The following is a 20,167-nucleotide window of genomic DNA, read 5'->3' on the forward strand; positions in this document are numbered from 1 at the left end:
CCGGAGTGGACGATTCAGAAAGGTCACTCCATACAGGGCGAGTTGGGGTATGCGCGATATGCATCGGTACCGTTATCCGGCTACTCAAAATTCCTCTCTGGCCAAGCAAGGATTGCGACCACGATTGCGCCGTATAACCAGCCGAAAGAAATTGCGGGATACACATAGAGGGAACTCGGAAAGAGGCGAGCGACGAGCTGGTCCGGCCCATACAAAGCCAATGTTGTGACGGCTGCGGAAAAGATAGACGCAAAATAGCCAATACAAGCACCTAGAAATAGCTGAGGCCAAAGCGAAAATTTACGCAAGCGAGGTCGCAACAGTAGGATGGCCGTGCCGACGAAGGCAATACACGAAAGGAACATAAGAAACGGTGAATACTGGCGGCCAATAAGATGGAACCACAGGCCGTACGCCGCTGTAATGAAAAGTGTGAAGATCAACTTTGTGCGATTGGTGGAGGAGAGCGAGGTCATTTGTAAGGATCCGGCAGATATGGATTCGGAATCGATGTGGGCGCCTGCGTGCTGCCTCCCGCGTCTCTGAATAGATCACTGGGCCAAAATGTGCCGGGCTTCACGTTGGGAAAATTGGGTGATCCATGTAGCGCGTTCGAGACATTTATGGCGCAAGTTGCAATGCCTGGGCTAGGCATATCCATTATTTTGCCAACTATCCGTTGTTCTTCTTCTGGCGTTGTTTCCTGACAAGTCGTGTCGACCTTGGATTCGCTGTGGAACTGTGAAAACTTTGTCAGGTCCGCGGCGTCACCTTCCACTAAGTCGCCTTCGCCGCTTCCATTGGAGCGGCCATATGAGCCTGCGGGATCAAATAGCACTGGTGTGCCGTTTTCTCCGCCCTGTGATAAGTAGAGCGCCGCATGGTCTTTAAAAAGGCCGTTTGAAGTGGTGGCCACGCACGTCTTTAGCCCTAGAGAGTCAACGCCAACGATCGGATTACCTTTGACATAACTGTACGTATTCAATCCGCCAGCTAGTCCGGTCGGATCCGACTGCAAGTAGCGGCCAGTGTCGTCGTCGTAGTCACGGAACCCGTTGCTCCAATTGCCGGTTTCTTGGTCGTAATACTGTCCAGGAAATCCGAGGTTGAGGCCGCCTACAGCATCTAGCGATACGGTTCGGTTGAACGCATAGTTGTTCGCCCGCCACGTCACTGTCTTTGCGCTGTTGGTAACAATTTCCGGGCGTCCAAGATGATCGTTGTGGATGTAATTGATTGCCCCGTTTCTAAGCATGGCAATCGGTTCGCCGTTGAAGTAGAAGTACTGGGTCCAGTTCTGTCCAGTCTTGAACTCGCCCAGGAGCATGTTGCCTGGACCATATACGAACCAGTACTGAGTACCGCCCGCTACCTGCTTGTACACGCGCTGGCCAAGCCCGTTCACCGAGTAGAGCGTAGTGGCAGCGCCAACGGTCGCAGTTGCCAGTCTATTGAAGCTGTCGTACGTATAGTTGACGCCGCCATCACTCGTAATATTGCCTTTGGCGTCATAGGCGAAGCTTTTCGTCATGCCGCCGCTGATACTTGCGACTCGATTGCTATTCGTTGAAACGGTGTAGGTGTCCGTAACACCATTGCGAATGTGACTTGTGCGGTTGCCGTTTGCATCGTAGGCGATTGTTTGGTTGGCATTGGCTGCCGTCACTGACACCAGTCGTGATAGGTCGTCATATCCGTAGTTCTGGTTGACATTAGCATTGGTGCCATTTGTGATAGCGGTGATCTGATTGTTCGCGTTGTAAGCGTACGTCAAGCTCTGCCAAACGTTGGTTGCATCGCCCGCGCTCACACCTGTGAGGCGCCCGTCCAAGTCGTAGTTGTACCCACGATTGAGGCCATTGCCATAGGTCCAGCTCGATGCGGGTCCATAGGGTTGGTACTTCGCAGAACTCACGATTGTTGTGGTCGTGCCACCTGCTGCAGCTGTCATCGACGTTAGACGCCCGCCTGTATAGGCATAAGTGGCTATGACGCTGCCGGGATAGGTAATGCTAGTAAGCCGACCTAGGCCGTCGTAGGAGTAAGCGAGGCTCGCTGCACCGCTTGCAGGCATTTGGCTGACCTGCGCCGCGAGTTGTCCTTCAGGTGTATACGAATACGCAACGCTTCCCGTGGGGTCTGTGACGCTGCACAAGCGTCCCTTACCGTTTGCACAGGTGTCGTAGGCAAAGGTCTGGGTTTCAGTGCCTGCTGTCACCGTCGTAACACGGCCGAGACTGTCACGTCCAAAACTCGTAATTTGGCCGCTCGCTCGGGTCACGGATGCGAGTTGGCCATTCGAGTTGTAACTAAAGTCTGTGATGCCGGTGTCTGGACTCGCCTGGCGCCAAACGTGCCCAAATCCGTCCACGTTGTAAGTGGTGATCAACCCTTTGGCGTCAGTAACCTCCTTGAGTCGATTCGCCGTATCGTAAGCGAAGCGCACGGTGCCATTTAGCGGATCGGCTGACAGGGACACACGGTCCAGGGCGTCGTAAGTAAGGGTGGTAACCCTTCCGAGCGAATCAGTGATGGTTTTGACATTGCCGTTGGCGTCGTAAGTGTACGTAACGTTCTGGCCATTATTGCCGCGCTCCGCAATAACGTGACCCAGTTCGTCATAGTCGTAATAGGCGCTGGTACTTGGCGTAACCAATGCAATGATCAGTAGTGATGCGGTACTCATGGGCCGTTCCCTCCATCGCCCTCGATGCTCAGTGTTTGCTCTGGAGCGGGCGCCATCAAGCAGCTCGGGCAAGCTTCCTTTTCGACCGTAACTGTGACTATCGTCGAATAGGCGCTGCAGCCGTACGTATTGCAGGCTCTGACCTGATAGTCATAAGTGCCATTGGGGTTGTTGCGTCCGGTTGTAGTTCCAGTGGAGTTGTAAATCTGCACCCAAGCTCCGGCATTCTTGCGTTCCGAAAGCTGATAGCTGGTAGCACCTGGGACACTGTTCCAAGTGAGGGTATACATGCCAGTGGTGCTGTAGTTCGTAGAGGCTCCTAGCGACGGTATAACTGGTGGTCCTGACAAGGTAACGACGACAGAAGCAGTAGATGAATATGCTGAGCAGCCGGTTACGTTGCAGGCGCGCACGCGATAGCCATAAGTGCCGTTGGTCTTGCCGGAAATGGCTATGCTAGTGGCCGCAGCGTTTTGGATCTCAGTCCATGCACCGCCGTTGCTGTTTTCTTCCAATCTGTAGCCCGTGGTGTCGGCTACCGACGTCCAGCTCACGGTGTAGCTGCCGTTCGCGCTAGAGCCAGGGGTAGAGAGCACAGGGGCGGACACTGGGACTGTCGCGCGTTCGGTATCGACTCGCGTTACCAACGAGAGGTTGTTGTAGGTATAGCGCTTCTGCGCAAAGATCCCCGGAGACTCTTCCTGGTACTCGCGAATCAAACGCCACGCGGCGTCATATTCGAAGTTTCGAACCTGTCCGTCAGGGAGTTGGATGCTGGCCAAGCGACCGCTGCCGTCGTATGTATATGCGGTCGTTTGCCAGGCACTGTTAATCCAGTGTTTCTCTTCGGTTTTGCGCCCACGAAGGTCGTAGACATAATCCGTCATGTCGCCGTTGGCGCCCGTGACTCGGCCTGGCAGTCCCAGCGCGTTGTAATTGCTGTAACTGGTCGTGTGTCCCAGGCTGTTCTGGACTGATGTCAGATTGCCGTAGGTGTCATAGTTGGAAACCACAGCGTCCCCAGCACCAGGCAAAGGGCCGTCCGCTGTTTTAGTGGCCAATAGTCCATTGGCATACTTGGTGTAAGTGAATGTAGTTACGAAGGCTTGGTTCGCGACTCCAACGGGCGACAGGTTCTGCGCTGTTACCGATGCGATACGACCATCTGCCGTGTACACATAACTCGCTTGCGAGTGGCCAACTACGGTTTCGGTGGAGATGAGATTCGAAGCCCAAGCATAGGTGGTCGTTCGTGCTTCGGGGCGCCCGAAGGCTTCGACCCTTTTTACCAACTGCCCTGCAGCATTGTAGTCGTAGTCGGTGATGTTCCCATTGTTATCCGTGCGCTTATCAAGATAGCCATTGGCGTCGTAACTGTAGTTACTGCCTGTTAGCGGACAATGGCTAGAAGGATGGCCCGTTATGGCAATGGGCTTTTCATTCAAGAAGTCATAGGTGGCTTGCTTGCCCAGCGGGTTTGTTACCAGGACGCTCATCGCGCCATTTGCGCCCGGGGTATAGGCAAAGGTGTAACGTTCAACGCCGGCAGCATGCTCGGTGCTTGAGGCGCGCCCCCCACTGTAGCTAAACCAAGAGTAGCGAACGCCGTTGAAAGATTTTCCGGTTAGTCCTCCACCCAGGGATTCACCCGCTTCACCGGAATAGTGATAGGTGATAACCGTCGCTGGCGTTCCGGGCAGCGTGGTCGACTTGAGCGTGTGCAGGCCTATAAGAGGGTTGTTGTAGGAGTCATACTTGTATCCGGTATACGTGAACGTATAAGGCGTGCCCGCAGGGTCACGCACCTCGCGCAATTCATCCCCCACCCAGACGAACTGCACATAGCGCCCATTCGTGTGAGTGACCCGTTGGACTTGCGTTCCGTTCATTCCGCCGTAGGTAAACGACCAGCGAACGCCATGTTCGTCCTGTATCCAAAGGGGATAGCCGCCCTTGCTGTAGCTCTCCACCATATTGTTTTCGAAGGAGAGCAATAAGGTCCCATCCGCTTGGCGAACGATCTTTGAAATTGGGCTTGGCTTACTTTCGTAATAGATCCCGTCGCTGGCATTCTTGATGAAGTGAATCATTCGACCATCCGGGCGATGTGCCCAGATATCGGTGTGCGACGTAGTATCCGCGCATTCGACAATGCTAGGCCGTGCATAGCATGTTCCTACGGGACCAAATCGGGACTTAGTGCCAAAACTGAGCCGATAGTCGAAGCTGCTGTTCCAATTCGAACCGAATAGGCCGTTGCCGTCCCAGAGCATGTTCCATGTGCGGCTGAGATGGAGCGCCATCTCACCCCCGGTTCCGAAATCCGATTCCTTTTCAATCTTATTGCCGTTGGCGATGACTACAGGGTTGCCAGCTACTTGATCTGGGACCGGCGCCTTCCCGCAATCTTTAACAGCGGCCTGATCGCCGTTGTCGTTGTCGTCGCCTTCGTTCCCTGATGTCTCAGTGCCATCCCCTCTGCCATTGCCGTCGCCATGGCCCCCAGTCCAGCCCCCTCTGGGTTCACTAGTAATCTCGCAAGACCAAACCCAGACGGGAGACTCGTGCGATGTTGTCCCATTAGGGTAATCTACCGTTGCACTGGGATGCATGACTTTCCAGCCGCACTGGACACCTGCTGCGGCTGGTGCAGAAAGCGTCATGACAACGCTAATCGCCATGACTTGCCACGAAAGCTTCGGAAGCCGCCAACGCACTAGGCGTGAGCAATATTCCACTGCATTGCCGATGGATATGGGATGAGAACCGTCAAATATAGCGACGGCGCGTCGTGCAAGAAGGCTCATGTTTTCCCCAACTGAGCCACGGACAGAGCAATGCCGTCCGTGGCTGATTCGTCAAATACCCCTGCGGCCTACGCTATGGAGGCCAGACCCAGCCTGTCAAGTTAGCGACTGACATGCATTTCAGCGGAGTGCGCGCTGAGACTTGGCCGCCTTAGTGCGCACCGCTTGTCAGAGAATTGGGGTTTTCCCGAGATGTGCGTGCGTATTGACCGACAGGTTTCGGCGATTTCAGTGGGGTGACTTCTTGTCACTAAGGGGACGTCTTGGAGAGCACCCAACGGCTGGTTTTTGAAATGTCGTGACCAGAAGTAGCTACAGCTAGTTACTTCTGGTGCCTAAGCGACTTTTGCTTACTAGGAGGCTAGATGATTTCGTGATTTTTTCTGAGCCGGTCTAGTAGTGGCCGAAATGTCATTCGGGCTACTGCTGGGCCCCAGATGAGGGAGGTACATGGACCACTTCGAAAGTGTGGTGATCGAGTACCTGCGGGCGGACCGATCGTTGTTCGTCAACAGCCAGTGCTGCATACAACTCAACGCGGGCAAGAACCCCGACACGAGCGGCCCGCATTGGTACTGCGACGCCCTTGCAGTGAGCATCAAGGACAGTGCGGCGTACTTGTGCGAGATCACTTACGCCACCCCGCCCAATAGTCTGTTAGTGCGCTTGGCAGCTTGGGCTAGAGATTGGCCCTTGCTGCGAAGTGCGCTGGCGCGCGATTCCGGCATTCCTGACCACTGGTCTGTGACCCCTTGGCTGTTCGTTCCCGACAGCAACCGTGGCCGCGTGGAATCATTCCTGGGGACACTGTCGTTAGCGAGCATGCCCGCGCCACGGATTACTGTCCTAGAAGACGTAATGCCTTGGAAGTATCGTTCTTGGGATCGTACGGCAGCGGACGAAGCGACAGGGAGCCCATGAAGCAGTCAGGCCGAAGTCACTTTGCAGCTCCAGTAGGAACCGGATAAAAATGAGACGCTCAGGAAGGAAATCTCAGACTCCCGACCTACGTAAGGTCGTTGCAGCAATTCCTGTCTTGCTAATCTTTGCCATCCTCGCCAGTCCCACAGGGCAAAGGCTACTCATCGCATTCTTGCTGCTGACGTTGGTCGCCGCAATAATTTTTGTCGGATACAGAATTTCCCTCGCCAACAAGAACAGGGAAACCGCGCGCGCCCTGCGGATTAGTGATGTGGACTCAATGGCCGGCCACAATTTCGAGCGTTACATCGCCACCCTGCTTGAATTCCAAGGATTTCATACAAAGGTTACGAAGGGCAGCGGTGACTCTGGCGTGGACATCGTTGCCAAGAAAGACGGAGTTGCGTATGCCATTCAATGCAAACGGTCCGCTAGTGGCATTTCCAGGCGTGCCGTGAGTGATGCAGTGGCAGGAATCGCGCACTATGGCTGCACGCACGCCATGGTGGTGACAAACCGCTATTTCACCCCTGGTGCCAGGGCGCTAGCTGCGTCCAATCGCTGCATTCTGGTGGACAGGGACATGCTTGCCACTTGGATCAGCCACTGGCAAAGAGGCGCGGATCAGCGACGGGTTCGAGCTGATGCCTAACCATTCATTCAAGCCTAAGCCGGTTCTCGGCTTGGTGTACGCCGCCGAATAGACATGGCAGCAGCCCCGTATTTCATTGCCTACTTCGCCGCGGGCTCGCTGCTGGCTTGCGGATCCTTGTTCAATCAGTCAGTCAAGCCAAGTAGGCCGTTCCTAGCGGCCTTAGCAATCACCATGGTGTAGCCATTGTTCGCATTCGTCGCGCCAGAAGCCTTCTTTAAGGCGGGACCAAAGTCGAGAGAAGACTTTGATGCGCTATCTGCAAAGCTGTCCCTGGTCCTCGAAGATCAAGAATTGCAGCTAAGTTCATCAATTCTCGAAAGACTCCGCGAAACAGCTAGTGATGGGGAACGTTCCGTTACATATTTCGGTGTCCCAGTAGATCTCTCTAACATCCTGAATGCATTTTGGGATGAGCATATTCCACCGTCACTGCACTACGATTTGCGCGTGGCACGAGCTGCGCTTGAAGAACAGGAGCCGCGCCAGAGGATACTTTTCAGTCGTGGCGAACCAGACTGGTATGTGGGCTTTTCAATTGAATTTCTAAAAAGTATTGCCAGGGCTGATGGAAAGCTTCGGGGGCGCATATTGGACGCCATTGGTAAAATTTCCAGTGCGCCGATGGATGTGGTTGGAGATACAGTGAAACCTCTCACTGCCAATCTGTCGGGTATGTGGCGCTATCGCCTCGGCGATGATCGACTTGTATATTTGCCTGACCATTCCACCAAAAGAATCACACTGCTGTATTTTGGGGCCCGGGGTGACATATATAGTCGCGTTTCGGGGCTAAGGCCCTAACAGTCAAATCAAGCTGATACCGCTGTCGGGGCCCGACAAGCGTGCCATTCGCGCGCCAATCGAGGGGTGGTGATATGCGCCGTTACTTCAAGCTTGTTGCCTTATCATCATTGCTTCTTGCGGGTTGCACTCAATCATCCCAGGGCGCCAGATATGTTTCTGCTGGCAAGCGCGAATACACAAACGGAACAGAGGTGTATCTAATAGATACACAGCGTGGTCGTGTATGTGAGGTATTCATTCCAAGCGATGGAAAGCCCTCTGGAGCAGACTGCACTAGCGTTCCTCGCTAAGGTGCTAATACTCCTTCTGCCTGACTCAGTTCGAAGCTCCTGACTTAGACGGGACGGGCAGGGGAGGGCAAGCACCGATGCGTTGACGCGTCGTCGGGTCGCCCTGATGCATGGAAGTCCTAGGTGATGGCTGGAACATCGTGTCCTACGCTGCCGAAGTGGAGGGTGGTGCCGACGCACTCCATACAGGCGCCTATCTTGTGGCCTTGCGCTTGGCATCTAGAACCCGACCACGGGTTTTGTGCACCTTTAGCGACTTCAAGTAGTGCGTTTCCCTGGCGTCTTGGTCCTGCTGGTCAATTGTCTGCCTTGCGGTGCCGATCGCTGCGAAGAACCCCCTTCGCAATCCGGTCGGTAGCGCTTCATACCACTGCTCCAGGACAGCATCCCATACAGCCAGGGCCTTGTAGTAGGTGTCCTGGTGCGTCCGCTTCATAGAAAGACCCAGCGGCTTCCGTTTTAGGTCGTATCCGTCCACGGCTTCGATAACAAGCCCGCGCTTAAGCAACCCCCCAATCATGATCGACGCGGTGCTGTTGGTAATGCCGACACGCGCCGCAATGGCAGCCCGGGTACATTGCTGCGGGTGCGCCTGTAGGACATCAATCGCCATCAGGATTTGAAGGCTCGTTAGCGTCAGCCCGAGCGGCTTGAGCTTGATGTCCAGATCCCGACGAATCCGGTTGTAGGCGACGAAAAGCTGGTCGAACTGGAAGTACTCGACGGGCGCTTGCATGGGCATATGTTGAATTCAACTAATGCACCATTTTACGCGAGTCCATCCTTTGCGTCGCCTGGGCAATTCCGCTCCGGCATTACAAAGGAAGAACGAAAATGTCGTACGCAATTCAGCGCGCTAAGCGCATTATCGAAGCTCGTAAGGCTGGGCCCGAGGCTGCTGCCACGGTCGAGCAGGCCATCGCCCTGGAGCTGTTGAGCCTGGAAACGGCCAACCGCGATCAGATCGTCCGCCCGCTGACGTACCCCCAGCACGGCTACTTGTCGCCCATGGCTGCGACGGAAGCTTTTGCCCAGGAACTCCAGCGTGCCCTCGTCACGTTGGCGTCCAACATCAAGGTCAAGGCGCCCAAGCCCGACAAGTACAACCCGCTGGTCGCCACGCCCACGCTGTTCCGTGAGGTCTGGCATACCCGCCAGGCCGTCGACGAACTCGGTATCCCGTACTGGTTCTACGTCGAGTACGCCGTCCTGCGCTGGTACGAACTCGGCAACAAGCGCATGCCGCGCCCGTCGCAGCTCACCAGCCCGGATATCGCGATGCACGTGATGGGGTTGTGGAGCGACCCTGCGTACCGTATCAAGTACCCGCTCTTCGTGGGCTGGGATGATCGCTTCAAGGCCGACAACTACCGCGAAGACCTGGCGCAGGACAATGCGTTGGATTTGATCGTGCAGCGTGTCGCTGACGCCAAGGCTACCGGGCGTGATCCCGCGTCTACTCTGTCCGAGTTCCTCGACACCTATATCTGGGAAGACATGGCGCGCGAATGCTTCGGTGACGACTTGGTCAACGAAGCCATGGAACTCCAAGTTGTTGCCATTGCCGAGTCGATGGGGACGACCTTCGCGGCCGGCGAAGCCAATCTGGCCAAGGTCATCGAAAGCCTGTAACGCGCCCCACGTAGCTCCGATGGGACGCCGTCGGTAGCCGATCCAATGCAGCGTTGCTAGCGCGCTGCCCCCTTGGCTCCAACAACCTCAATCCGGTGCCTTGCCGCTGGATCGGGCATCACTTTGTCCAAAAAACCGACAACACCATAAATACGAGGGTACTCATGAACACTAAGACCAAAAACCGCCTTGCTGAGTTTCGCTTTATACAAGGAGCACTGGTTCCCCGACCGCCATCTAAGGCCGAGCTTAAGGAGTCTGGAAAGCCGAAGCGTCAATCAAAGCCAGTTCGACGCCGTCGATACGTCAACGACGTTGCACGTGGAAACCTAATGGCATGTGTTCGCTGCGTTAAGAATGCCGCCACGCGTGATTGGCTGCAGGACATGTTTGTGCGCGAACACATCGATGAAGAATTGCTCGAAATTGATCGAACTGATTCTGATTTAGATAAAGCGCGCTTTCGCAATTACGGCAATATGCACGAATTGGAAGCATCGCAATACTTCGCATTTGAATACCACGGTGCCGCCTTTGACAAAAAAGGACGACAGGTAAAGCTGCTGCCTTCGCCCCCAATACGACTTGAGTCCCACAGTGTGCACGGGATGAATTGCATCTGGCGCGCGCGTCAGGCGGCCGATCGCTTGGGCATGAAGTACGACGAATACATTGCTGCCGTCGTGGCTGGGCACAAGAAGAACCTGCCGAATCGCGCATTCTTGCCGCGTGACCTTTGTTCAAAGGCGGCGGTTGCATATGCGAAGGCGAAGGCGGGTAAGAAGACCTGACTGCCTGCATTGGGATAAAGCCGATCCACGGTTCGGGCATCGCTGCGCCTATCAAAAGCCAGCGATGCCCGGGCTATGCATGACGCACGAAATCACAGGAGCAAACATATGGCTAGCACCCGTTACGAGCGCCTTGCCCGAACTGAAAAGATCAACAAGGCCAAGCTGTCCGACCTCGCATCAGGCCAAATCGAAGAAATGGTCCTGGCGCGTGAACTCCTGGAGTCTTTTGACTTCGTTACCGAAGCGCACTTGAACACCACGGCCTACCTGGACTATCGCTACAAAACGCCGTACGAGCGGACGGAGAACTTCATGCGCACGTACCAGAAATGGTACGCCAAGCAGCAGGAACAGCGTCGTGGCGAAGTCGGGCGCTGGATCAAAAGGACCAACTTGTCCATGTGTAGCGATAGGGCCTTCACGTGCTTCTGGCGTGCTCGGCAGCACGCCGACCTGCTCGGGGTCCCCTACGACCGATACATGATATCGGTCATGGGGCGAGCTAGTGAGATCGGAACCACGGAATTGCCATCTCCGAATCAGCTTTACGGTGATGACTTGGCCCCGTACGTCGAGGAGGACCTTGCGCCGCTGCGTAAGTCCGGAACCATCGAGCTGATACCCCGTGATTGCGACCCACGCTTCCTCGTGGAAAACCACATGGGCGATCCCGTCCAACGGGCAGCGTTGGATGCCATCGAAGCGGAGATCCGTCGCGCCGGTAAGGCCAAGCACGCTGACGGCCTGTATTACTACATGCGGCAGCGACGCGTTATCGACGAAGCGGAGGCCCGACGCAGGTTCGATGACGAGGTGGTAGACGAAGTGCTTTCTAGGCCAGCTTCAAGCTTTGAGCGTGCGTACGAGCCATTAGAACTGCCCTGCATGACGGCTCCCGGTTGCTTTGGCTGTCACCAGTCAACGGAACCTGCGTGCGCCGAATGCCCGTTCGCTGTGCAGTGCGTCGAGCGGGCAGGGAAGGTGCATGCATTGGTGCTAGAGCGGCATGGCACGCTGGATGTTCGGGGCTTGCGCATCCGCGAAGGGAATAACGAGCGCAAGCAGCGGGAGCGTGATCGAAAACGCGCCGGCATGACAATGACGCTCCAGGAAGAAAAACGGATACTCCGGGAACTAGGCGACCCGAAGCTCAAGGAAAAGCGGCTAAAAGCGAAAGAACGCCGGGACAAACGGAAGCAGCAGGAATTGGAAGCATCTAAGCCGGGGATAGGGACTTCAAAACTGGAGCCTGAGCAGCCGGAACCGCGACCTCAGGGATGAAAGCCGAGGCTGTGAGTCCGTGGATGGGATGTCACGTTTTCCTTGTTTTAAATTAATACTACTTAGAAGCTAGGTTATAGCTTTTAAAACAAGGAAAACGTGACACCCCGTTCCGGGCTTCCAATCTCGGATTTAAACGTGGCGGACCCGTGAAGCGTTCCGGTTCCAACACGTTGCGGTTTCGACCAAATTGCGCCTCCGGCGCATCCGGTCAAACCCGCGCTACAACGCGTCATTGGCCCCGCACCAAACGTCACCAATCGCGTCAGGTGCGGTTCCTGTATGTCGACTGCGACGCACGTAGCGGGTCATTACAGGAGCGCGCCAGGTAGCGATTGGCTGCGTCTGGTGCGATACGAAAAACGCTTCATACAGGGCAGTGCCCGACCGGGTGTCGGGGGAGGATTAGCGGAATGCTGCCGCCCCCATGCTGGTCGGACGTAGCTTCTGAATTGTCACCCCAGTAGGCTGGTCGAACCCGACACAAGCGAGGTTTTGATGAGCCCCTTTCCAATCGCGCGAACGGACGTCCGCTTCATCAAGCTGGGGCGAGGGGGAAAGTGGGAAGCCGACTGTCTGAACCGAGGCATTCTCCGATTCGGCTGGTGCACCTCCGAAGCTAGCGTGATCGACCGGTGCCGAAGTGGCCAATGGGACGAGCTGGCGCAGGACTGGAGTAGGAGCAAATCAAGAAGTAGTGCGACCTCTATCGCGAATGCTACGCGCACGTACTGGGAAGACCCAGGGAATACCCTGTGGATTACTTTCATAGGCGAGGATCTGTGTTGGGGGTTCTTGGAGCCAGGAGAACCCGTTCCCCAGCCGTTTGATTCGAATGATTCCGCCGATGACTCGAGCTATCGCACCGTAGTTGGGGGCTGGAACAGTTTCGATGCCAAGGGTGTTCGCCTGGGCAAATACAATCTTCCGGGCTACATAACCAAGGTCACTGGATACCGCGCGACAGTCTGCCGCGTCGAAGGAAGTGATCGCCTCATTGATCGCATCAACGGCGCCAATCCGTCGGACGTTGCTTTGGTGGTGGACGCTCAAGCGAAGCTCATCGAGGGACTGGTGCCCCTAATTCAAAGGCTCAATCCTGCCACCTTTGAGGTTCTGGTCGAAATGATGTTCTCTCGGGCCGGCTGGCGTCGAATCGGGTATATCGGCAAGGCACAGGCAGACAAAGACGTGGATTTGGAGATGCCACTTACACGTGAGCGAGCCGTCGTACAGGTGAAGGCAGAGACCAGACAAGCGGACCTCGACGATTACATCGAAAGGAAGAAGCGCATGCCAGGCTACGATCGTCTCTTCTTCGTCTATCACACGTCCAAGTCGCCTTTGACTGTTCCGGATCAAGACGAGACAGAGACCGACGACGTCACGGTCATGGGGGCGCCTGATGTGGCTCAACGCGTGGTCGAGGCTGGCCTTGTGGACTGGGTGCTGACGCAGGTTTAGTGCTCGCCGCAGTGGCATGATGGTTGCGGTACCCGGCCTGCCCGGGTTGGCTTTGCGATTGGGGGTGCTATGAAGTGGGGTCTAATGTGGCTGCTACTGGCCACCAGTGGCGTAGCCAACGCACAATCGCAGTCCGACGCTTTGTCCTCGCCGTCGTCCGACGTGCGCCGGCAGTTTTCCGAAGACGTATATGGCTCCGGGATCGCCAATAAAGCGGTCTATGGAGCAATCGCAACGCTCGTGCGCGCACAACTGCAGTCCCTGGAGAAGGGTGATCCGCGTGTCGATGAAGTGGACTGGCACCTATTGGCGCTGGGATCTTCTGGCGACAAGACCTATCTGCCGTTGCTGCAGGAGGCTACAACCAGCAAGGTGCGCTCAGTAGTGCGCCATGCACGGGAAGCGATAGAAGTGCTTTCCGAGGCAAATGAGGCGGGTCGTCCGCTGCTGCTGCCAGAAAAGGTGTTGGTTATATCGGAAGGGCAGTCCGCGCAATGTAGGCAGCTTCGGCAATATGTCTGCGAGGCTCATGGCAACATTGCGGAGTGCCTGGACGAAATCCGCGACGTTGCGGTCGAAGGCGGTGCCAATAGCTTCATGGTGCTCAACCAGTCCAACAGCGGGTTCGGACTGTTTCAGTCTAGCCAGGTGGTCGCAAACTTGTACGCATGTCCGCGGCAGTTGTGAAGCTAGTGGGGCAGCGTCAAACGGCACCAACGAACCCCTGGCAGCGTCCGCGCGATATCAACTATGTGCGTGAGGCTGAATAGCAGGAAGCGCTTAGAGCGCGTTTGGCTGCGGTTGGTTCGATGTGCGAAAACACTTTATACAGCGCGCTTTTCGGATAGCCGCGAAGCAACGTCGGCTTGAATTGTTAGGCGCCTAACGGAAAGCAACATCAGAGGCCTCCTAATCAACCTGGAATTGCGTTTGAAGCCATGGAGAAGCTGGCCTCAGATAAACAACCAAGTTATTCAGGGCTTCCGGCGTGTATTGGGCATGTTGAGCGAATGCAAAGCGGATCACTTTTTTGTCGAGACGACCCTTTATGACGCGGTTGACCTTTGCCTTGTAGATTGTCCAGTACGATGTATGGACATTGCCCGGCGTGCAGTTGGAACAGAAATCTGTTTCTTTAACTGTTGAGGGGTGAACTCGCACCTGTAAATCTTGCGCCATCGCTGGCGTGGCGATCAGCAGAAGTACCAACAGGGCAAAGATTCTCATGAGGGGCCCAACGCCTGAATTAAGCCGAGCCGCGAAGCTGCTTCGGCTTGAATGAATTGTTAGGCCCCGACGCGACTACTTGATGAGCCTAATCTCTTGGCCGTTTTTATCCCGAACGGCGATTGCTCCAATACTTTGCTGAGGCGGCTGCCCGACATGCAACACGACGGTATGGCCGGATGGTAAGGCGTAGATGAGCTGCCCAGAATAGCCACGCAGCAGCTTTCGCTTTGGAACTATGTAGCGTTGCGGTGCGCCGAACTGACCGACGAAACTAGGAATATCTAAGGGCGGGCGTGCAGGAGGCAAAACATCCTCCAACGCAAGCCTGGACGATGGCGTGGCCGGTGGAACCCAAGTGACAGGGATCGGTTTGACCAGATATCCATCGGGTATCTCAGGGCCATTCTGGGCGATGGCTTGCGACCAGAGCAGAAGCGCCAGAACGAAAAGTAGCGCAATGGGACGTGGCATGTGCTGATCCGGGGCCGAACGCCTGAATTATGCCGAGCCGCGAAGCGGCTTCGGCTTGAATGAATTGTTAGGGCTCACTGCGGGGATCTGACCACAGGGTTGTGGATACGGGCAGAAAATCCGGGTACTTGATGCCAACCAAGCGCCACTCTAAGCGGTTGCTGTTGCCTGTAACTCTCACTCTGGCCGTGGCGATATGAAACAGTCCACTGCGGCCACGATACTCTGAGATGGTTAGCGTAGTGGCCCGCCAACCAACATTGGTATGCACCTCTAGTTGCTGCTCTGATGCTTGGATGGTGCCAATGATGTCGCCGTCCATGTTGCTCAACCGAAGGTCGATAAACGCCCGATCTTTGGAAGAGACATCGCCCTCATTGGTCCAGGCGCGGACAAGCTCGGTTCTGGCTTGAGCTATGGCCGCCTTGCGATGCTTTACGAGGAAGAGAACGGCCCCTGCCAGTCCGCCAAGAATGGCGACTAGAAACGTCAGCGCCTCTAGCAGGTCCTTGCCGTTATCGATTCCAAGAGTCACAGAGTGCGTCCATGAGGCATAACGCCTGAATTAAGCCGAGCCGCGAAGCGGCTTCGGCTTGAATGAATTGTTGGGCCTACCCACGGGTAAGCCGAGCGCAATAGTCATATGAGTTGGTAATGACAATTGTGTCGCCTTTCTGGTATCCACCGTGCTCCGGATTGACGGCACAGAACTCGTTGAAGCCATCTTTGGTCTCGAAGCGTCCGATATAGACAACCTCGGGCTCCCACTCATCTCTCACCTGGAAGTAGGCCTGCTTTTTGTAACGGAAGCTGCCAGAGCCCCATTTGGTAAAGCTAACAAAACCTGTTGCCTGATCTCGTTCCGACTCGACTAGCCAACCTTGGGCGGGGAGTGCTGCCGAGAACGAGGCGACTTGAACTTTGATCCTACCGCCCGTGTGCCCGCGCCACTCCACGGCGCCATGCGGCAGTGAGGTGCATCCCCCGAGCAGCAGCGATGCGAGGATGGCTAAAGTCCGAATCACCGAAATCTCCAAGTAGGCCTAACGCTTAGTAGACCCCAAAAACGGGGTATGCGCCGGATGTTCAGCCAGCCTCAGGGCGCCGTCAAGGCGAGGGGCAGGAAAATCGACTTGCCTGTCTGCTAGGCATGTGGGATAGCCACGGGCTGTTCCAGTCACGAGTTGTCGCCAATCTCTATGAGCGCCCCGACAGGTATGAAGCTATTTGGTCAGCGCCAAACGGCACCAATCGACCCCTGACCACGTCCGAGCGCAATCAGCTATGTGCGCGAGACTGAACGACAGGACGCGCTTAGGGCGTGATTGGCTGCGTTGGTGCGATGTGCACGGTGCTTCATACCGGACGCCTTCGGAAAGGCAGGGAAGCGGCTTCGGCTCGAAGGTATCGTTAGCTTGCAACCTGTGACCGGAACGAATCACAAAGCTCCGATATTTGAGAATACTCCGGCGTATCACGGAACGTGATGTCTCGCAGTCCCTCAAGAACTGTAAGAACAATCTGCTCCAGAAGGGCGCGATAGGTCTTGAGATTGCTCAGCAACGTCCTAAGCGATTCCAAGACGTCTTGGTGCGCGCCGGCGTTGATTTTCGCGCCGTAAGTCTCATTGAAGTGATGGACCACCTGGTTGCGGGCGTCAACCAGATATGCCATGTGCTGCGCAAAATCGAGAGAGTCCGAGGTCGATGCGTCGACGAACTTGCCGGTGAGGTCACCGAGGGTTCGCTTTTTAAGCTTTTCGGCACGTTTAAGTGCGGCGCCAAGACGCGGGTCGTTGGATTTTAAGAATGGAAGTGCCAGTTTCAGGTAGCGCTCGGCATCTTGACTGACGAGAACAATAGCCCCGACCAGTATCACGATCTTTTCGTTGTCGGATTGCTGATCTGTCATTGGAACCTAGCGCCTATTGAGCCTGCCGAGGCTCACTTTGGTTTGGATGAATTGTCAAACCGAAACCGCCCGATCCAGTAGTGATGCGAGTGCGAGCAGAAACGGTAGGGCGGCCCATGCCCAAGCCACAAAGTGGAACGCTGGACGAAAGCGCCAAGCGCGGAACATCGCTATCGATGCGATGGCAAAAATTATCGCCGCTGGCGCGAAATACCACCTTGCGATGATGGAAAGCAAGACTCCTGAGTCGACGTTGCGGCCGTACTCCCGCACAGCCTCCTCAGCGGCTGCGGTTGCTGCATGACGCGCCCAGAAGACGCCTACGGCAAATAGCATTGCTGCTATTGCATAAAGGCGCCCGAAGCGAGTGCGGGGCGCTTTAGGGAGAGGCGCCTCCGGCGGGAGGGCTTTGGGGCTTGAGTACGGGTTATCTAACATTGCGGCCGATGCCTGAATTAAGCCGAGCCGCGAAGCGGCTTCGACTTGAATGACTTGTTAGCCCTCTGCCGAGACACCAACTAACCCCTTGCTTCTCTGCCGGGTTCGTCCTCGGCGACACGAAAGCGCCAGTACCTCTCGGGTTTTACCCAAACGACTGTTGTCTCGGTAATAGCCTTGAACGCCTCCAGTACCGCGCGGCCAACGACTAGGTTTCCGTCGCTGTTCTCTCGAAGCAAATCCTCGGCCTTACCTTTTACCAAGTAGTCGACGACATCGTCTTGGTAGATGCAGCTGTGGGCTTCCAGCTCCCTGAGCATCCAGCTAGCGACCTCTCCGGGCGCCATCACCCGCCCTTTACCAGTTCTAGTGAATCAGACGGAAAGCGCCCAGATTCCAGCTTTTTGCCAGCAAACCACTGACAGTTGTAATACTGGCTTGGAGGGTCGGGCTGAGTTTGGACAGTCATCTCCGGGCCACCAGACTTGAGCTTGACGATGTCGCCAATAGCGAACTTGACTTGTGTTGCCACGAACTCCTCCTTGGTTGGGTGAGGGCTGACGCCTGAATTAAGCCGAGCCGCGAAGCGGCTTCGGCTTGAATTAATTGTTAGAACTCTTGGCCGACGGAGTATCAGCGCTCGATATGGTTGCGCAAAATTGTCTTGAGCGTCTGATATTTGTCGCCGGATGAGCGAAACGCGAGCAAGTCAGGATTGTGTTGCTGTAACCGGCCAAAGAAGCCGAGGATCTCGTCCTCGGTGCGTCGACCAGCAGGTTGCTGTCTAAGCCACTCCTGGATAATCCGGGGTTCTAGATCGGATCGCCTTGCCATAGAGCGCCTCCAAGAGTTCTAACGCTTAGTAGACCCCCAAAGCGGGGTTATGCGCCGGATGTTCAGCCAGCCTCGGGGTGCCGTCAAGGCAGGCTGCGAGCCAAGAAATCGACAGCGGTCTGCGAAGCGCGCCCCATCTCGTTAACCCGGGTAAGGCGTTCACTTGGCTCTACGGGGCGAGGGCGTATTACCACCCTGCACTACGGCGATCATATAGCGCCGTTGACTTGGGCCTCCGTGCAGCTCCTTGCGGACGGCCACCATGAACTTTCCGGACAACACCTCGCCTAAGGTGGGTAGTTTCGTCACTGCACTCCGTGAACTTTTTGAAGGCGATGACTGGTCACAAGTAAAACCATTCGCGCAACGTGCTCGGGAAGACTGGGGGCGCACTGTTACAACGTGGGCAGACATCGAATCACGCGTGCGTGCCGAATGGAATGCTAGCCATGCAGAGCGCATGAGCCGCAAAGGTGACGATACCTAGACGCGGCTAGAGGTCTCCTGTCGCGAAAAGGCCGTCTGAACCCCATGCGAAGCACAGCCAAGGCGCTCCACATAGGGGTTTGGGACAACGAGATTGCCGCAGCAAGGCAGGCCTTCAACCTGAGGCGCATGGAAACCTAATGCGAACCGCATGTTTTTCGATGAAATACCGAAAGACCGAAGGGCGCTACTTCCCCATTGCAGACAACCCATCCAAACGATCGCGTGCAGCACGTTTGCCCAATGAGCGGATGCCCGCAATTGCCGCCTTTTGACTCGCACGCGGGATCGTCTTGCCCGACTCCCAGTGGTACACGGACTGTCCAGATGTGCCAATCAGACGTCCCAGGTCCGCAGCAGACAACTCCAGCCTTGCCCGCAATGACTTGAGTCCCTTTGCACTGAAGCGGGCGGTGGTAGTGGTTTCGGCGTCGTTGGACGCTGTCGGAGCCTTGCCACTGCTGCGTTTGAGCGTGGTAATCGCGCGTTGCTGCTCGGCGACCTGACGCCGTAAACCCGCAATTTCGTGCCGCTGCTTCGTGTTGGCTTTGCGCAGTGGTTCGACTAGGGCGCGAACTTCTTTCCGAGCAAGTCGGGTGATCTCGGCTTTAAGTACGCTGGCGATACTGGTCATTGTTTGTCCGGGCTGGGGGATGGCCCGGATAGTACATGGGATTGCCGACACTCCTGTATGAAGTACTACAGTTGCCTGGCTTTGTACTGGCTAGTGTGAAAGACGCGACGAGATGTTTGACGCCTAGTCCATCAGGTCATGCGGAAATGTAGCTTGCCTGCTCTTAGCAGCTAACAGCACCATGCCAAGCTGCCATGCGCCTTCGTCTGCGTCCCTAGAGTACTGAACCTTGCTCTTGTACACGCGCCGAAAAAGGCTGCTGCCCACATGATCCTTTGATATGACTGATACGCTGGACATCAGTTCGTTCAAGCGTTCCTTGGCGTCACGCCGCTTTTCCCGCATTTCGGAGCACTTCGACGAATAGTCCTTCGTGGCAAAGAACACAAGCGCGCCGAACTGATAAGAGGACTGAGCGGAGGCTGTCAGTGTCCTCGATATTCTTGCCAAATCGCCGTCGAACGATCCACGAACGGCATTCCGAATGGGGGACTTCACCTCAATTACGGCGCGCGGCTTGCCGTTCGCCCAATAGTGAACCAGATCATACCGACCATTCGTTCTTCCCTTCTTGGATGGTCTTCCACGAGGTACAGCACTGGCTTCTTTGTTAGCTGACCTCACCGGCACCTCAAGGAGAACGGCACCTTTGTGACGTTGGGCAAGCCGCTCGAAAATTCCTGCTGTCAGAAGGTACTCGCAGGCTTGGTCGAGGCGGCAGCCTCCAGTTGCCTTGTCGAATAGCCTTGCAGTGCGCAGGCCTCCGTCGAAAATCTCTCCGACGAGGTTGTAAGCAGGATCAATCCCCTTGCTCAATGTCTGGTCCTGG

General features: G+C 55.8%; 22 protein-coding genes. 9 read left to right on the forward strand and 13 right to left on the reverse strand.

The window, feature by feature from the left end:
- Nucleotides 1-80: 80 nt before the first annotated feature.
- Genes ACYVJ8_RS02495 through ACYVJ8_RS02505 form a run of 3 tightly spaced genes read right to left on the reverse strand, consistent with a single transcriptional unit; the run spans nucleotide 81 to nucleotide 5,493 of the window.
- Nucleotides 81-476: a hypothetical protein gene (locus ACYVJ8_RS02495; RefSeq protein WP_460709311.1), complete on the reverse strand. Its 396-nt coding sequence runs from the start codon at nucleotides 474-476 to the stop codon at nucleotides 81-83.
- Nucleotides 473-2,686 (reverse strand): RHS repeat-associated core domain-containing protein, encoded by a 2,214-nt coding sequence (locus tag ACYVJ8_RS02500; RefSeq protein ID WP_460709312.1) that lies wholly within the window; start codon nucleotides 2,684-2,686, stop codon nucleotides 473-475. Before ACYVJ8_RS02500 ends, ACYVJ8_RS02495 begins: the two co-directional genes overlap by 4 nt.
- Nucleotides 2,683-5,493, reverse strand: coding sequence for a DUF6531 domain-containing protein (locus ACYVJ8_RS02505; RefSeq protein ID WP_460709313.1), 2,811 nt, complete (start codon nucleotides 5,491-5,493; stop codon nucleotides 2,683-2,685). The genes ACYVJ8_RS02500 and ACYVJ8_RS02505 overlap by 4 nt, the downstream gene beginning before the upstream one ends.
- Before the next feature lie 450 nt (nucleotides 5,494-5,943).
- On the opposite strand from ACYVJ8_RS02505, the gene ACYVJ8_RS02510 reads away from it, so the two are divergent.
- The 3 genes from ACYVJ8_RS02510 (at nucleotide 5,944) to ACYVJ8_RS02520 (ending at nucleotide 7,870) form a co-directional block, all read left to right on the forward strand.
- Nucleotides 5,944-6,414 (forward strand): hypothetical protein, encoded by a 471-nt coding sequence (locus tag ACYVJ8_RS02510; RefSeq protein ID WP_460709314.1) that lies wholly within the window; start codon nucleotides 5,944-5,946, stop codon nucleotides 6,412-6,414.
- Between the two features lie 172 nt (nucleotides 6,415-6,586).
- Nucleotides 6,587-7,066 carry a restriction endonuclease gene (locus tag ACYVJ8_RS02515; RefSeq protein WP_460709315.1) on the forward strand — a complete coding sequence of 160 codons (480 nt, stop codon included), beginning with the start codon at nucleotides 6,587-6,589 and terminating at the stop codon, nucleotides 7,064-7,066.
- A 186-nt stretch (nucleotides 7,067-7,252) separates the two neighbouring features.
- A complete protein-coding gene (locus tag ACYVJ8_RS02520; protein WP_460709316.1) occupies nucleotides 7,253-7,870 on the forward strand; it encodes a type II toxin-antitoxin system RelE family toxin in 618 nt (205 codons plus the stop codon).
- A 486-nt stretch (nucleotides 7,871-8,356) separates the two neighbouring features.
- Here ACYVJ8_RS02520 and ACYVJ8_RS02525 read toward each other — a convergent pair whose 3' ends face one another.
- The gene (locus tag ACYVJ8_RS02525; protein WP_460709317.1) at nucleotides 8,357-8,899 is read right to left on the reverse strand and encodes a MarR family winged helix-turn-helix transcriptional regulator; all 543 of its coding nucleotides are present in this window, start codon (nucleotides 8,897-8,899) and stop codon (nucleotides 8,357-8,359) included.
- 98 nt (nucleotides 8,900-8,997) lie between these two features.
- On the opposite strand from ACYVJ8_RS02525, the gene ACYVJ8_RS02530 reads away from it, so the two are divergent.
- From ACYVJ8_RS02530 to ACYVJ8_RS02550, 5 genes are all read left to right on the forward strand, one after another.
- Nucleotides 8,998-9,795 (forward strand): hypothetical protein, encoded by a 798-nt coding sequence (locus ACYVJ8_RS02530; protein ID WP_460709318.1) that lies wholly within the window; start codon nucleotides 8,998-9,000, stop codon nucleotides 9,793-9,795.
- A gap of 164 nt (nucleotides 9,796-9,959) precedes the next feature.
- Entirely contained in the window at nucleotides 9,960-10,586 is a 627-nt protein-coding gene (locus tag ACYVJ8_RS02535) for a hypothetical protein (RefSeq protein ID WP_460709319.1), read from the forward strand.
- Between the two features lie 108 nt (nucleotides 10,587-10,694).
- Nucleotides 10,695-11,870 (forward strand): hypothetical protein, encoded by a 1,176-nt coding sequence (locus tag ACYVJ8_RS02540; protein WP_460709320.1) that lies wholly within the window; start codon nucleotides 10,695-10,697, stop codon nucleotides 11,868-11,870.
- Nucleotides 11,871-12,368: 498 nt separating this feature from the next.
- Nucleotides 12,369-13,334: a restriction endonuclease gene (locus ACYVJ8_RS02545; RefSeq protein ID WP_460709321.1), complete on the forward strand. Its 966-nt coding sequence runs from the start codon at nucleotides 12,369-12,371 to the stop codon at nucleotides 13,332-13,334.
- An 84-nt stretch (nucleotides 13,335-13,418) separates the two neighbouring features.
- Nucleotides 13,419-14,021: a hypothetical protein gene (locus ACYVJ8_RS02550; RefSeq protein WP_460709322.1), complete on the forward strand. Its 603-nt coding sequence runs from the start codon at nucleotides 13,419-13,421 to the stop codon at nucleotides 14,019-14,021.
- A 222-nt stretch (nucleotides 14,022-14,243) separates the two neighbouring features.
- On the opposite strand, the gene ACYVJ8_RS02555 is transcribed toward ACYVJ8_RS02550, so the two are convergent.
- The 7 genes from ACYVJ8_RS02555 to ACYVJ8_RS02585 form a co-directional block, all read right to left on the reverse strand.
- Nucleotides 14,244-14,561 (reverse strand): hypothetical protein, encoded by a 318-nt coding sequence (locus ACYVJ8_RS02555; protein ID WP_460709323.1) that lies wholly within the window; start codon nucleotides 14,559-14,561, stop codon nucleotides 14,244-14,246.
- A gap of 75 nt (nucleotides 14,562-14,636) precedes the next feature.
- Nucleotides 14,637-15,035 (reverse strand): hypothetical protein, encoded by a 399-nt coding sequence (locus tag ACYVJ8_RS02560; protein WP_460709324.1) that lies wholly within the window; start codon nucleotides 15,033-15,035, stop codon nucleotides 14,637-14,639.
- 67 nt (nucleotides 15,036-15,102) lie between these two features.
- Nucleotides 15,103-15,570: a hypothetical protein gene (locus ACYVJ8_RS02565; protein WP_460709325.1), complete on the reverse strand. Its 468-nt coding sequence runs from the start codon at nucleotides 15,568-15,570 to the stop codon at nucleotides 15,103-15,105.
- A gap of 76 nt (nucleotides 15,571-15,646) precedes the next feature.
- Complete coding sequence (locus tag ACYVJ8_RS02570; RefSeq protein ID WP_460709326.1) at nucleotides 15,647-16,072, reverse strand: hypothetical protein; 426 nt, start codon at nucleotides 16,070-16,072, stop codon at nucleotides 15,647-15,649.
- Nucleotides 16,073-16,445: 373 nt separating this feature from the next.
- Nucleotides 16,446-16,946: a hypothetical protein gene (locus ACYVJ8_RS02575; protein ID WP_460709327.1), complete on the reverse strand. Its 501-nt coding sequence runs from the start codon at nucleotides 16,944-16,946 to the stop codon at nucleotides 16,446-16,448.
- A 518-nt stretch (nucleotides 16,947-17,464) separates the two neighbouring features.
- A complete protein-coding gene (locus ACYVJ8_RS02580) occupies nucleotides 17,465-17,731 on the reverse strand; it encodes a DUF6953 family protein (protein ID WP_460709328.1) in 267 nt (88 codons plus the stop codon).
- A complete protein-coding gene (locus tag ACYVJ8_RS02585) occupies nucleotides 17,731-17,916 on the reverse strand; it encodes a YodC family protein (protein ID WP_460709329.1) in 186 nt (61 codons plus the stop codon). Before ACYVJ8_RS02585 ends, ACYVJ8_RS02580 begins: the two co-directional genes overlap by 1 nt.
- Nucleotides 17,917-18,480: 564 nt before the next feature.
- On the opposite strand from ACYVJ8_RS02585, the gene ACYVJ8_RS02590 reads away from it, so the two are divergent.
- Nucleotides 18,481-18,705 (forward strand): hypothetical protein, encoded by a 225-nt coding sequence (locus tag ACYVJ8_RS02590; RefSeq protein WP_460709330.1) that lies wholly within the window; start codon nucleotides 18,481-18,483, stop codon nucleotides 18,703-18,705.
- A gap of 186 nt (nucleotides 18,706-18,891) precedes the next feature.
- Here the strand turns inward: ACYVJ8_RS02590 and ACYVJ8_RS02595 are convergent, their stop codons facing one another.
- Both ACYVJ8_RS02595 and ACYVJ8_RS02600 read right to left on the reverse strand, forming a co-directional pair.
- Nucleotides 18,892-19,338 carry a helix-turn-helix domain-containing protein gene (locus ACYVJ8_RS02595; protein WP_460709331.1) on the reverse strand — a complete coding sequence of 149 codons (447 nt, stop codon included), beginning with the start codon at nucleotides 19,336-19,338 and terminating at the stop codon, nucleotides 18,892-18,894.
- Nucleotides 19,339-19,461: 123 nt separating this feature from the next.
- Nucleotides 19,462-20,154, reverse strand: a complete 693-nt coding sequence (locus ACYVJ8_RS02600; RefSeq protein WP_460709332.1) for a hypothetical protein — start codon at nucleotides 20,152-20,154, stop codon at nucleotides 19,462-19,464.
- Between the last annotated feature and the right edge of the window lie 13 nt (nucleotides 20,155-20,167).

It is taken from the genome of Lysobacter terrae (genome assembly GCF_054782215.1).

Excerpts from the sequence above, each read along its gene's own strand:
- ACYVJ8_RS02495 (WP_460709311.1), bottom strand. The coding sequence starts at position 476 with ATGACCTCGCTCTCCTCCACCAATCGCACAAAGTTGATCTTCACACTT.
- ACYVJ8_RS02550 (WP_460709322.1), top strand. The coding sequence starts at position 13,419 with ATGTGGCTGCTACTGGCCACCAGTGGCGTAGCCAACGCACAATCGCAG.
- ACYVJ8_RS02535 (WP_460709319.1), top strand. The coding sequence starts at position 9,960 with ATGAACACTAAGACCAAAAACCGCCTTGCTGAGTTTCGCTTTATACAA.
- ACYVJ8_RS02555 (WP_460709323.1), bottom strand. The coding sequence starts at position 14,561 with ATGAGAATCTTTGCCCTGTTGGTACTTCTGCTGATCGCCACGCCAGCG.
- ACYVJ8_RS02545 (WP_460709321.1), top strand. The coding sequence starts at position 12,369 with ATGAGCCCCTTTCCAATCGCGCGAACGGACGTCCGCTTCATCAAGCTG.
- ACYVJ8_RS02540 (WP_460709320.1), top strand. The coding sequence starts at position 10,695 with ATGGCTAGCACCCGTTACGAGCGCCTTGCCCGAACTGAAAAGATCAAC.
- ACYVJ8_RS02595 (WP_460709331.1), bottom strand. The coding sequence starts at position 19,338 with ATGACCAGTATCGCCAGCGTACTTAAAGCCGAGATCACCCGACTTGCT.
- ACYVJ8_RS02580 (WP_460709328.1), bottom strand. The coding sequence starts at position 17,731 with ATGGCGCCCGGAGAGGTCGCTAGCTGGATGCTCAGGGAGCTGGAAGCC.
- ACYVJ8_RS02590 (WP_460709330.1), top strand. The coding sequence starts at position 18,481 with ATGAACTTTCCGGACAACACCTCGCCTAAGGTGGGTAGTTTCGTCACT.
- ACYVJ8_RS02500 (WP_460709312.1), bottom strand. The coding sequence starts at position 2,686 with ATGAGTACCGCATCACTACTGATCATTGCATTGGTTACGCCAAGTACC.
- ACYVJ8_RS02505 (WP_460709313.1), bottom strand. The coding sequence starts at position 5,493 with ATGAGCCTTCTTGCACGACGCGCCGTCGCTATATTTGACGGTTCTCAT.
- ACYVJ8_RS02530 (WP_460709318.1), top strand. The coding sequence starts at position 8,998 with ATGTCGTACGCAATTCAGCGCGCTAAGCGCATTATCGAAGCTCGTAAG.
- ACYVJ8_RS02525 (WP_460709317.1), bottom strand. The coding sequence starts at position 8,899 with ATGCAAGCGCCCGTCGAGTACTTCCAGTTCGACCAGCTTTTCGTCGCC.
- ACYVJ8_RS02510 (WP_460709314.1), top strand. The coding sequence starts at position 5,944 with ATGGACCACTTCGAAAGTGTGGTGATCGAGTACCTGCGGGCGGACCGA.
- ACYVJ8_RS02560 (WP_460709324.1), bottom strand. The coding sequence starts at position 15,035 with ATGCCACGTCCCATTGCGCTACTTTTCGTTCTGGCGCTTCTGCTCTGG.
- ACYVJ8_RS02575 (WP_460709327.1), bottom strand. The coding sequence starts at position 16,946 with ATGACAGATCAGCAATCCGACAACGAAAAGATCGTGATACTGGTCGGG.